Below are 11,636 nucleotides of genomic sequence, written 5' to 3'. Positions count from 1 at the left end.
AATTGATGCCCAGCGTTTCCGCCTCGTCGCAGCGCACCACGCCGGCCGACAGCCCGCGCGCGCGGGCCAGCGCCACCACGTCGGTCAGGTAATATTCGCCCGACGCGTTGTCATTGCCCACCGCCTCGATCAGCGCGAAGAGCGTTTCGGACGCGGCGATCAGCACCCCGGAATTGCACAGGGTGATGCCCCGCTGCGCCTCGGTCGCGTCCTTGAATTCGNAATATTCGCCCGACGCGTTGTCATTGCCCACCGCCTCGATCAGCGCGAAGAGCGTTTCGGACGCGGCGATCAGCACCCCGGAATTGCACAGGGTGATGCCCCGCTGCGCCTCGGTCGCGTCCTTGAATTCGACGATCTCCAGCAGATCGTCGCCTTGGGTGACCAGACGGCCATAGCGGCCCGGATCGGCGGCCTCGAAGCCCAGCACCACCACGTCCTGCGCGGCGCGCGCCGCGATCATCGCTTGCAGCGTGGCCTCGCTGATGAAGGGCGTGTCACCGTAAAGCACCAGCGCGTCCCCGTCGAAGTCTTTCAGGGCGTCGCGGGCCTGCGCCACGGCATGGGCGGTGCCCAGCTGTTCGGCCTGGATCACCACCTGCGCCTCCGGGGCATAGTCCAGTGTGGCGGCGCTGACGGCCTCGGCCCCATGACCGGCCACCACCACGCAGGCTGCAGGATCCAGCGTCTGCCCGGCGCGCAGCGCGTGCCAGAGCAGCGGCGCCTGTGCCAGAGGGTGCAAGACCTTGGGGCGGTCGGACTCCATTCGGGTGCCCTTGCCCGCAGCAAGGAGGATCAGCGCAATGCTCATATACAAACCTGTTTATTTTAAGTCTGCGGACGTTCTATCGACTTGAGAAGAAGGGGCAAGGTGATCCGACTTCACGTTGGATTGCGGGTTGTGTCAGAGAGCAAAAATTATGCAGACGGTTGTATTCGACCAAGATGCCACACTGGTGGACACAAGCGGCGATCCGATCGCCGCCGCCAATGCCTATTTCGAGAGGAGCGTATCAGCCTCAGGTACTCCGTCAGTGTCGAATAGGCTCCCTCGAAACCCATCGCCTTGGCCTCCCGGTGCAGCCGCCGGGCAGAGAGCCCCGGCCAGGCAGACAACCTGTCGACCAGATAAGCGCCATACTTGTCAGCCAAGCGCTCCTCCGACTCGCGCGGCCCGTAGACCGGCGCCTCAAGCCCGCGCTCAAGGTATTTTCTCACCGTCTTGCGGTCCAGCCCCGTTTGCCGCGCGATCGCGCTGACGCCGAGGCCCTGCCGCTTAAATTCCAAGATCAGCACGATCTCCCTCAGTGTCACCACCTGCGCGCCCTTCCCTTGGCATCGGCAGGGGGAATTCTGTGCCGCGGGTGGTCGGGGGGGCATTCCCCCCGGACCGTCGCCAACAGCGCCAAACTGGGGAGATTTCATCCAGCGCTTTTGGGGAGATTACGTCCAGCACTCACACTGAAAGTGGCTGCGTAAGTTCTATGGCAGAACCCGTTAAAACAGGAAGATACCATATGAAAATGGAGGATATTTCAATGATCAAAGTTAAAGGAAACCTCACCACAGCTCTTGCTCTTTCGGCTGGCCTTTTAGCTTTGTCGTTGTTGCCCTCAAAGGCAAATGCCGACATTTCTCTTAACGAGGTATTGGATGCGTGTGAAGCTAGTGTGGTTCAAAGCACAGATGCTCCATTGCTGAGGTTCGGCGAAGTCATCGACGAAAATGAACGCCAGCAACGAATCCGCTTGAACACAAGCGTCGGAACACTGGTAGCCACGATTTTCCCGCCGCTGTTTAACAATGTGCTCGGCTGCATCTTGTGGGGAGGACATCCCGACCTCAAAGCTGAGTTCGCAAACGAGTGGCAAGATTGGGTCGAGTGGGAAGAAGCCGAAGGGGCTGCCAAACGTTGGCAAGAGGATCGCCTGAAAGTACCTGGAAGCGTTGATTTGACGGACAACCAGCAACCCGGCTTTGTGGTGGCTCGGTGCGACGTCCTAGAAAACGGGATAGTGCTCGCAAACCAACCCGCCGTTACGGGAGTGATACGTCAGACTACCCCCAATCTGGACCCACCACCAAGCCCGAACATCTTTTTCCAGTTCAGTGTGATGAGAGCTTTGCCCGGTAGATGCCAAGCAGCCGTCGATGCTCGCTCGGATCAGTAAAGCGGCTTCCAAATCAAAGCGCATTTCAACGCTGCGAAGCGTTCTTGATCCTCTCTCGCAAAGCCAGCCATCGTTCCGATGTCTGCGGTCTTCCCCCTTTCAGGCGTTACTACCGTAAGCGGGCAGCTGAGGCCGTTCAGGCTTTGTAACTCCATGGGCCACCATCGCTACACTTCCTCAGACCTGCCGGATGAACCAAGTCTACCCGAACGCCTGGCTCCCCCAAACCCTGCAGCGCATCACAAATCACTGACCTGCAGCGCAGATCGACGACCTCATGCCTTGGAACTAGACGCGCTGAACGGTATCAACTTGTCGCTTACGCTTCAGCTCGCGACCGGGGCGGAGGGGCTGGTGCAAACGCAACTGGTGCAAATGGCTCTGTTGCACAAATCCTGTGAGGGATTCATCTAGTGAATCCAGCATGGTAGCTGGGTTGCATGAGCAGACCGACACCCGCCACCTACAAGACCACGAACTGGCCGGCCTATAACGAGGCGCTCAAGCGCCGCGGCTCGCTGACGATCTGGTTTGACCCCGAGGTGAGCTGGGATGCCGCGCCGTCAGGCAGGCGTGGCCGCCAGCAGATTTACAGCGATGCCGCCATCCAGACGTGCCTTTCGATGAAGGTGCTGTTCGGCATGGCGCTCAGGCAGACGACCGGCTTCGTCGAGAGCCTGCTGCAGCTTGTTGGCCTCGACTGGGCGGTGCCCGACTTTAGCACCCTGTCCCGCCGCCAGAAGACCCTGGCCGTCAACATCCCTTACCGTGGGTCGAAAGGCCCGCTGCACCTGCTGATCGACAGCACTGGCATCAAGGTCGAGGGCGAAGGCGAATGGCACGCCCGCAAGCATGGCGGCCCAAAACGGCGGGTCTGGCGTAAGATCCATCTGGGGATTGATGAGGAAACGCTGGAGGTCCGGGCCGTCGAGATCTCCGGGAGACACATCGGAGATGCACCGGTTCTGCCTGATCTGCTCAGTCAGATCCCGGCGGACCAAGAGATCGGTTCGGTCACTGCCGACGGTGCCTACGACACCCGCAAATGCCACGATTGTCAATCGGCGCCCAATTTTGGCTCTGACGCACATCGTGTGATGTTTTGCGGCATAGCCCCTACATTTGGCGTAGATTCTGAAGGGGGATGAGCGCCATGACAGGACGTTTCGACAGCAGGTTGTTGCCTGAAGGGCTTCGCGCAACTGGATACAGCGCAGATGGCGCGATCCTTGCGATTGACGCAGAGGTCATTGACGCCGAGGTGATCTGCCCGGGTTGCGGGCAGCGGTCTTCCCGTCGGCATGGACGTTATGTCCGGCACCTCAAGGATTTTCCAGCGCATGGTCGTTCCGTGCAGGTACGCTTGGCGCCGACTACGTGGTGATCGACACGCCGCCCCATGCCGGCGGCACGATCGACGCGGCGATCCGCGCCGCGGACCTGGTGGTCATTCCCATTCGGCCGGGTCCTTTCGACATCAACGCGGCCGCGGGCACGGTCGAGATCATGGCGCAGACCGGCCGGCCGGGGATCTTCGTGCTGAGCCAAGTCGCAGCCGTCGGGCCGGAAGGCGACGACACCGCGGCGGTGCTGCAGGAGCTTTACCCGGACGTGCCGGTGGCCAAGGCAAGGCTCGGCCAGCGCAAGGCCTTCATGCAGGCGTTGATCTCTGGTCAGGCGATCACCGAGTTCGACCGGCCGAGCTCGAAGGCCGTCGGCGAGATCAAGGCGTTGTTCCGGGAGGTGCAGAGCAGGCTGTAATCCTACAACTTGCGGCACCACGAGGAGACCACACCTTCGAATTGTAGGCAGAGATAGGAAGAACAAGTGTCGGAAGAACCGCAGACAACCACGCCGAGCGACCTCTCGGCCTCAGCCAGGAACTACGCCCGCGAGGAAGATGCACGCGCCATCGGATCGAACGTCCTCGGGCTGATCAGTATCTTCGGCCAGCATATGAACCTCGAAACCCTGGATGGCGTGACCCTGGCCTACGACTATGGCGAAGCTCTGAGAGAACTGGATCGCGGAGTCGAGACGTCCTCTGAGCTGTCGGCCAGCAAGGAGTGGGGCATCGGCATCGCGATGACCCCGGCGGTTCTTCGTGAGGGCGTCCTGAAATCGCACATCCTGTTCAATGCGGTCTTCTTGGAAGGCCTCATGGATGAGCCCGACAGCGAGGCCTGCCAGGAGGCAGTTCACACCATCGCCCACGAATGTGCGCATGTCGAAATCAACGCCATCAAGGATCGGCAATTTCCAGGCATGATCCTCCGCTACAGGGCGGACACATGGTATGAAGCGCTCCGCCTGGAGGTCATTGAGGCCTCATGGGATGAGTATGCTGCCTGTCGTATCTCTGCAGGCTTCGGTAAAGACCCGTCCGAGAACTACAAGGGCGTCTTCCTGAACATCCTTGGCGAAGCGGGACCGAATGTGCGGGAGGCGATCCTGAAGTGTCGGCACGATGTCGATTACGACGCGCTCATGATCGAAGCGCAGCGAAACATCGGTAACCTCGTGAAGTATGCCTCCTACGTGCTGGGCACCGCCGATGGATTCAGTCAGGACATTGAAACGGATCTTCGAGAGATATCGGAGGCCCTCGATGGGCACTGGTTCTCTCCATTTTTCCAGCGTTTGCGCGACGCTCATCGCGTTCTCTGGGAGCGCTACGGGCAGTGGGAAAGCCTGACGGAGTTCGAGACGATCGCCGATATCTGGCTCGAAATGCTCGCAGACCGCGGCGTGGAGGTGACCCCGCAGGAGGACGGCAGGATGTACGTGAACATCCCCTTCCGCGCGGATACCAACTCCTTTCAAGCGATGATGTGGGGGATCCGGCAGGCGACCAAGGGGGGCCAAGATTGGCAGCTGCCAACCGATCGGAGCGACAAGGATTCTGATCCGTCCTGAGCAAGCCCTGGCTGTCCAGGTACCTGCCGATTTCACGACGGCCGTTGCCTCTTCCTATTTGAACTGGGTAGAACGCCCGTCTTTTCTCTTCTTACCGATCGCGCTGAATGACAAATCCGCCACCGCCACAGAGCATTTACTGGGACCCTTTCTTCGTCGCTGGCCAGGAAATTTCCCTGGCGCATCTCGATCCGTTCGAGTTCCTCTGTCCTACGCCGGACGGCAACAACCGGCGTGTGCGGGTGGTCTACAAATCGCACGTTTTCACCAGGGCGCATGTCGAGGGAGACCCTCCAGACGAAATGTGTTTCGATCAGCGGATCTTCTGCCCGGACCGCTACGCCGATAGTCACAACCTTCAGCCGATCCTGGCGGGGCTGCCAGGGGCTCGGGTGTTCCAGACCTGGGAGAAGCGTAACTACGTTTTCCTCGCGGTCGAGACACCGCAGAGAGACGACCGGTATCACCTGTTCTTCGAGGTCAAGAAGAACAACAGGAAGCGCGACAAGCACATCGAACTCCGCGTCGAGAGCGCTTATCGCAGGGAGGATTCGCCCTACGCCCCGCCCAACAGGCCGAATGCCGTCCGGTTCGCCATCCTGATCCAGAACGTGTTCATGGGACGACCGCTGGTCTTCGCCAACCGTTGAGACGTTTCAAAGAGGGTGCCTAAAAAGTTAGAGGGCTGCCCGAAGGCAGCCCTGGGATCCGACTTACCACTTGCCATCCGCTCGCGCGAAAACCGTGAAGGTGGGTGGGCGCTGTTTCAGCCGGTCTGTCGCCCTGACTTTCACATATAGTGTGAAAGTAAAGAAATCAACAAAGAACCGTGCTGCGACAGTCGGCGCAACGTCCTCTCCCCGGGTTGGCGGCTGCCAACATCAGTCCGCAAGCATGCGCTCATCCTGCACGACCAGCAGCGTCAGAACCTCATCGTCATAGATGCGCACGGTCTGTTCCTTGATCGGTATCTCGTCCGCCCATGGCTTGTCGAACCAGGCGTCCGCTCCGCTCGCGCGCAGCATCCTGTCGTCTGGCCCTCCTCCGAACAGGACATCGAACGCGAGACTATCCTTGTCCAGTTGGTCCATGGGAAACCATCGCTGGTCCACCTTCGGGGATCGCGTGAACCACTTTCTCCCCTTCGGGGTGTGACAGACAAGGAGACTCGGCTGCGTATTGCGTTCGACCAGCCTGATCGCCGCGGCCGTCAGGCTCATGTCGAAGTCCTCGGCCATCGCCCTGATGGTTCCCATGTCGAACCGGTTGTTGTAGCCACGAAGGCTCTCACGGATCAGGAACTCGGGCATCAGGAGCTGCGCAGCGAAGCGGTCGGCGGCACGCTCTGGGAGTTTCCCGATCGTGCTGCCCGTCTCGATATCGTCAGACTGGCACATCAGGGTCTGACCCCGATGGCGCTGCCAATGACCGATCTCGTGTGCCAGCGAGAAACGCCTCCGACGAGGGTTCCCATCCGGTTTCAAGGAGATCTTCGCACGGTTGCCCGCACCAATGATCCGGGCCTCGCACCCATGCAGATGACGGTATTGGACACGCGCGTTCTGCGTCCAGGCGATGGCCTCCAAGTCGATCTGGTCGGGGCGCGAGACGCCGAACTCTCTCAGCAACTCCTCTGGATCACGAATGATGCGCATCACTCATCGTCATCCCAATCGTCACCCGTGAGTTCCTGCAGATCTTCAAGGACGCCCTCCAGATCGCCGTCATGCTCCCTCTCGAAGTTCCGGGCGGCCATCGTCAGGTCAGGGTTGCCGGCCACGATCGCGGCAATTTGCGCGCGAAGCTCGTCCTGGGACTTTTGCTGCGCTTTCCGCTTCTGGCGTTCATGATGCAGGTCGACCGCCTTGCGAGCGTCCTGCAGGCGCCGCTGCCCACCCTCTGCGAGCGCGGATGCGAAGAGATCGTCCATTTCCTTGTCGAAGGCGTCGATATCGAGGCCTTCTTCCCGAAGCTCCGCCTCAATCTCAGCGTCGCTCATGGCAAAGACGTCCTCTACCATCTCGTCTTCGAGACGGGTCACTCCGGGGTCCTTCTTTTCCGTCATCGGTGATCACCCTGGGCCCGGTAGTTCTCGATTTTTCGATTCATTCTTCTCCGGACCGTTTCATATGAGGTCTTGCTTCCGAAGAGCTCAACCAGCTCTTGCGGCGTGCTGTTGTTGAGCAGACCTTCTACGAGAAGTTGCACTTCCCAATCCTCACCGCACAGTTCGATGGCCTTCGCGTGTTGCTCTTCACGCAACTCGCGGGCCTCGAGGGCGGATTCGGTTGATGGTTCTTCATTCCGCCATTCGTCTCGTGTCGAGAGTTCTTCGCGTTTGTCGGCCGCGACCTTTCTGCGCTTCGCGGCATTGGACGTGATGCTCTGCATCACTTTGTCCAGATGGCGCACGATATCGACGGAGCGGTTCCATAGTCTCCTCCCCTCTGCTGTGCTTGCGATGGCCTCATGCAGCAGGCCTTTATGGTCGCCTACGAACCAGGCGCGCCTTCTGGCCGCCGCATCAAGCCTTCGCTTCTGTTCGGCTGACAGGTTTCGAATTGCCTCGGTGGCGTCTTCGGGGGTGTAGAACTTGTCTACGTCTTTGTCGTCTTTCATGAGCCGCTCGATTGCCTGTCACTCGTATATGCTCCCGAAAAGACGTCCACCGGACATCTTCGACGAAATTTTCCGAGGGCTTCGTTTTTCGGGAGGGCCGACGGAGAACTCACCATACTAAGTTATGCGTGAAAAATCATCTACGATATCTGGTAGAAACGAAGACCTCTACGGTCGACATAGGACCGGCATGGGGCGGAGAAATTTTTCTGCGAATTTTCTGGCGGTAGCGTCCGATGGGCTGTTTCTCGGGAGCATAGGGGGCACAAGGCGCCTGCTGCGGGCGTCGAGCAGACAAGCAAAGGATTTGCTGCCATGTCTACCGAACCGATTGGAATCGAAGATCTCCTGGCCGCCCTGAAGGCCGGCCGCAGGCCCCGCGACCACGGACCCTACAAGGTCAAGGTCGGCGATCACGACCTGAAGTTCACCGACGCTGTCATCGACGACCCGACGCCCACCGGCCGCCAGATCATCGAGGGAGCCGGCTTCCGCAAGGCCGAGGAACACCTCGTGTTCCAGGTGCTGCGCAACGGTGAACTCGAGGAACTGCGCCTCGAGGAAACCACGGACCTGCGCCCCGGCCAGGTAGAGCGCTTCCTGGTCTTCCCGAGCGCGGAATCTTTCCGCTTCGACATCGATGGCAAACGCCTCGAGTGGGGCCACAAGGTCATCAGCGGACGCGTGCTCAAGAAGCTGGCCGGGGTCGATCCCGCCAAGTTCGCCGTGTGGCAGGTGATCCCCGGAAAGGATGACATCCTGGTCGGCGACGCCGATCTGATCTGCCTCGCGGATGCAGGTCTGGAGCACTTCTTCACCGGGGTGCCCCAGACCACGGAAGGGGGTGCGGCATGAGCCTCCTCCCCCGTCAGGATCGCCGCTACCTCGAGGGGCGCGGCATCAACGTTCGCGAGGTCATCGAAGGCGGAAAGAAGGGCGTGATCCTCACCGGGATCACGCTGCCAGAAGGCAAGTATCAGGTCGCCCAGGCGGATATCCTGATCCTGCTGCCGCCCTCGTATCCCGAGGTCGCCCCCGACATGTTCTACGCCGTGCCGCATCTCAAGCTCCTTGCTGGCCAGCGTGAGCCCCGTTGCACGCAGGTGCGGGAGACTCATGCAGGCCAGACCTGGCAGCGCTGGTCTCGCCACAACAACCAGTGGCGTCCCGGCACCGACGGCATCTGGACCATGCTGAAGCGAGTCGAAGAGGCCTTGGAGGTGGCGGCATGAAACGCACCGACATCACTCTCCATGCCCGTCACCGCGACAAGCTGCAGGCGTTGCTCGCGCACCCCCGGGGGCACGAAGGCGCCGCCTACATGCTGCTCGGCAAAAGCGAGATCGCACAGGACCCCTGGGACCTCGAGCCGCGGACCCGTTACACCTCCTACGAGGTCATCGCGATCCCGCAGGAGGACCGCGTCGATGCCAGCGACAAGCATGTCACCTGGAACACCAACTCCTTCGCCCAGCTCTGCCGCCGGGCCAAGGAGGAAGGCCTGGTCCCGGCAATCGTTCATAGTCACCCGGGAGGCCTCGACGGTTTCTCGGACCAGGACGATCGCAATGAACGTGACCTCTTCACCATGGCCCGGAACCGGAACGGCGAGGGGACACGCCTGGTGAGCGTCGTGCAGGTCGGTGACAGCCTCTACCGAGCGCGGGTCTGGGAAGACGACATGACGCCCCTGCCCTGTCATCGTGTGACTGTCATCGGCAACCGTATCGAGATCCAGTCGACCGACGTGCCGCCCCCGTCGGAAGCCCTGGCGCGGCAGGCATTGGCCTTTGGGCCGGAGGTCAACGGCCTCCTCAAACAGCTCTCCGTTGCCGTGGTCGGCTGCGGCGGCACCGGAAGCCCGGTGGTCCAACTCCTCGCTCGCCTCGGCGTGGGGCGCATCGTGGTCATCGACGATGACGTGGTCGAGCATTCCAACCTGAACCGCCTGTACGGCGCGACCCGGAAAGATGCCGACCACGCGGTGCCCAAGGTCGACGTCATGGCGCGCGAGGTGACGATGATGGGCCTCGACGTCGAGGTCCGGTCGATGAACGGCTGGGTGGATGCGCCGCACATCCGTGACGCGCTGAAATCCTGCGACGTCATCTTCGGATGCACGGACGATCACGCCGGGCGCCTCTACCTGAACCGCGTCGCGCATTTCTATCTGATCCCGGTCATCGATGTCGGGCTGGTCCTGATGCCCCGTGACGATGGTGAACCCGGCCTCCTCGAGGTGGCCGCAAGGGTCAGCGTGCTGTTTCCCACGTCGGCGTGCCACGGCTGCCGCGGCACGGTGGATCGCGTCAGGGCCCGCGAGGAGGATCTCGAGCGATCGGACCCAGCCGAATATGAACGTCAGAAGACCGAGGCCTATGTCCGCGGCGGAGGTAATCCCGCGCCGGCCGTCGTGACCTTCACCTCTGAAGCCGCCACCATGGCAGTGAACGAACTTCTTGCTGGTCTCGTCGACTTCCGCGGCGGCGGTGGATGGACATGGCAACGCTATCGCAAGCTCGACAAGGGCTTTGAACGTTCACAGGCGGCGCAGCCCCGGCCGGACTGCCCGGTCTGCGGCAGCGAGGAATACTGGGGGCTCGGCGACGTCGACCCGTTCCTGGATCGTATCGGGTGACTGACATGATGATCGACATCCTACGGAAGAGCCTCGAACTCTTCCGTCTCATTCCGCGAAGTGACTTGATCGCCAAGGTAACGCCCACACACCCGACGCCCGATCAAATCGTTCCTGGGGAGATGACCATCGTGCGCGATGGCGTCGACAAATGGGCCTGCTTCCGCTGTCCCGGCGGGTGCGGCGAAACCATCAAGCTGTCCCTCAGCAAGAACCGGCGACCCAAGTGGACGGCCATGCCAGATTGGCTGCGACGCCCCACCATCTCGCCGTCGGTCCGCCAGACGAACGAATGCCAGTGCCACTTCTGGATCCGGCAGGGGCGGATTGACTGGTGCAAGGATAGTGGCACAGGACCTTAGTGAAGGTCAGTGGGGTGAGCTGAACCACATAGACTATGTCAAAACAGAAAAGTCCGCTGCTCAAGCAGCGGACTTTTCCGAATCTGTCGACGATGAGGGAAGGCTCACACCCGCGAACCTCAAAGCCTTGTAGTGTTCATTTAGGACAGTATGCTCGCGGGGTCAACATTTTCCTATCTGATCAGTCCATGCCGCACGCATTCACAGTACAACAGATTGTCGACCTCGAGGCCGTTCTGTCTCCCCCACGCTTCGGAACCTACTTGCGCGAAGCTGCAGGTGATCGACAGCGTGCGATGGACCTATATTGCTGGAACACCACTATTTCTTCGGCGTTCTATGTGACTCTTCAGTTTTGCGAACTTTCCATCCGAAATGGTGCTGTCGAAGCTGTGGAGGCGGTCTTCGGAGCGAACTGGCACCTGAACCGAGGTTTTTCCCACACGCTTCCTGTTCCCAAGCGCGGCTACCAGCCCAAAGACGATTTGGCAGAGTGCGCCAGGCGCTTGCCAACGGCAGGCAAGGTCGTTGCTGAACTTAAGTTTGCATTTTGGCGTCATCTCTTCGTGAAGGGCCAGCAAGCCCGGATCTGGGATCCGGAACTAGCCAATGCGTTCCCAGGATATGACCATGCCTTGACGCTCAGCCAAGCTCGGGCGTCCCTCTTTGACGACATCGATGCGATACGGAAATTTCGGAATCGGATCGCCCATCACGAACCAATTTTTTCCAGAAACTTAGCGGAAGACCATCAACGGATTCGTAGGATCATCGAATGGCGACGTCCTGGTACGGCTGCATGGCTGGACGGCGTGGAAACTGTAACGAGATTGCTGGCAGAACGCCCTTAACTGGGTGGCTTCGATCATCGGTTCTCTTCCTTGTTTAACACTATTGGCAAGAGTGTTCACTCCGCAGCCGCCCCGGGCC

The 11,636-nt window shown here is 60.5% G+C and carries 14 protein-coding genes and 1 pseudogene; 11 read left to right on the top strand and 4 right to left on the bottom strand.

The annotated features are described in order from the left end of the window. On the bottom strand, nucleotides 1-811 hold an 811-nt coding region (locus VK682_RS26365; RefSeq protein ID WP_324782902.1), incomplete at its 3' end, for an NTP transferase domain-containing protein. 706 nt (nucleotides 812-1,517) lie between these two features. On the opposite strand from VK682_RS26365, the gene VK682_RS26355 reads away from it, so the two are divergent. The 6 genes and pseudogenes from VK682_RS26355 (at nucleotide 1,518) to VK682_RS26335 (ending at nucleotide 5,737) form a co-directional block, all read left to right on the top strand. Continuing rightward, nucleotides 1,518-2,171 carry a hypothetical protein gene (locus VK682_RS26355; RefSeq protein ID WP_324782901.1) on the top strand — a complete coding sequence of 218 codons (654 nt, stop codon included), beginning with the start codon at nucleotides 1,518-1,520 and terminating at the stop codon, nucleotides 2,169-2,171. A gap of 440 nt (nucleotides 2,172-2,611) precedes the next feature. Next, nucleotides 2,612-3,226 (top strand): annotated as a pseudogene (locus VK682_RS26350) (IS5 family transposase); the annotation flags it as partial. Nucleotides 3,227-3,315: 89 nt separating this feature from the next. After that, nucleotides 3,316-3,555: a transposase family protein gene (locus VK682_RS27405; RefSeq protein ID WP_425262621.1), complete on the top strand. Its 240-nt coding sequence runs from the start codon at nucleotides 3,316-3,318 to the stop codon at nucleotides 3,553-3,555. Further along, nucleotides 3,549-3,932: a ParA family partition ATPase gene (locus VK682_RS26345; protein WP_324782900.1), complete on the top strand. Its 384-nt coding sequence runs from the start codon at nucleotides 3,549-3,551 to the stop codon at nucleotides 3,930-3,932. The genes VK682_RS27405 and VK682_RS26345 overlap by 7 nt, the downstream gene beginning before the upstream one ends. A 66-nt stretch (nucleotides 3,933-3,998) precedes the next feature. After that, a complete protein-coding gene (locus VK682_RS26340; RefSeq protein WP_324782899.1) occupies nucleotides 3,999-5,087 on the top strand; it encodes a hypothetical protein in 1,089 nt (362 codons plus the stop codon). 107 nt (nucleotides 5,088-5,194) lie between these two features. Further along, the gene (locus VK682_RS26335; RefSeq protein ID WP_324782898.1) at nucleotides 5,195-5,737 is read left to right on the top strand and encodes a YjaZ family protein; all 543 of its coding nucleotides are present in this window, start codon (nucleotides 5,195-5,197) and stop codon (nucleotides 5,735-5,737) included. 231 nt (nucleotides 5,738-5,968) lie between these two features. Here the strand turns inward: VK682_RS26335 and VK682_RS26330 are convergent, their stop codons facing one another. From VK682_RS26330 to VK682_RS26320, 3 genes are read right to left on the bottom strand one after another with little or no spacing between them, the layout of a single operon-like run. Next, a complete protein-coding gene (locus VK682_RS26330) occupies nucleotides 5,969-6,742 on the bottom strand; it encodes an ImmA/IrrE family metallo-endopeptidase (RefSeq protein WP_324782896.1) in 774 nt (257 codons plus the stop codon). Then, on the bottom strand, nucleotides 6,742-7,128 hold the full coding sequence (locus tag VK682_RS26325) for a hypothetical protein (RefSeq protein WP_324782895.1): 387 nt from the start codon (nucleotides 7,126-7,128) through the stop codon (nucleotides 6,742-6,744). Before VK682_RS26325 ends, VK682_RS26330 begins: the two co-directional genes overlap by 1 nt. A 20-nt stretch (nucleotides 7,129-7,148) precedes the next feature. Beyond that, a complete protein-coding gene (locus tag VK682_RS26320) occupies nucleotides 7,149-7,706 on the bottom strand; it encodes a hypothetical protein (protein ID WP_324782893.1) in 558 nt (185 codons plus the stop codon). 315 nt (nucleotides 7,707-8,021) lie between these two features. Here VK682_RS26320 and VK682_RS26315 point away from each other — a divergent pair, with 315 nt between their 5' ends. From VK682_RS26315 to VK682_RS26295, 5 genes are all read left to right on the top strand, one after another. Then, complete coding sequence (locus tag VK682_RS26315; protein WP_324782892.1) at nucleotides 8,022-8,561, top strand: multiubiquitin domain-containing protein; 540 nt, start codon at nucleotides 8,022-8,024, stop codon at nucleotides 8,559-8,561. Continuing rightward, nucleotides 8,558-8,938: an E2/UBC family protein gene (locus VK682_RS26310; protein WP_324782891.1), complete on the top strand. Its 381-nt coding sequence runs from the start codon at nucleotides 8,558-8,560 to the stop codon at nucleotides 8,936-8,938. Before VK682_RS26315 ends, VK682_RS26310 begins: the two co-directional genes overlap by 4 nt. After that, nucleotides 8,935-10,344 (top strand): ThiF family adenylyltransferase, encoded by a 1,410-nt coding sequence (locus VK682_RS26305; protein WP_324782889.1) that lies wholly within the window; start codon nucleotides 8,935-8,937, stop codon nucleotides 10,342-10,344. The genes VK682_RS26310 and VK682_RS26305 overlap by 4 nt, the downstream gene beginning before the upstream one ends. 5 nt (nucleotides 10,345-10,349) lie before the next feature. After that, nucleotides 10,350-10,706 carry a ubiquitination-like system serine protease family protein gene (locus VK682_RS26300; RefSeq protein ID WP_324782887.1) on the top strand — a complete coding sequence of 119 codons (357 nt, stop codon included), beginning with the start codon at nucleotides 10,350-10,352 and terminating at the stop codon, nucleotides 10,704-10,706. Between the two features lie 188 nt (nucleotides 10,707-10,894). Next, a complete protein-coding gene (locus VK682_RS26295; RefSeq protein ID WP_324782886.1) occupies nucleotides 10,895-11,557 on the top strand; it encodes a hypothetical protein in 663 nt (220 codons plus the stop codon). The last annotated feature ends 79 nt before the right edge of the window (nucleotides 11,558-11,636 follow it).

Source organism: Salipiger marinus (assembly GCF_035481585.1).
In the GTDB taxonomy this organism is placed as follows: Bacteria; Pseudomonadota; Alphaproteobacteria; order Rhodobacterales; family Rhodobacteraceae; genus Salipiger; species Salipiger marinus.
Note: the sequence above shows the minus strand (reverse complement) of the source record. Positions and strands in the feature narration are given on the sequence as shown.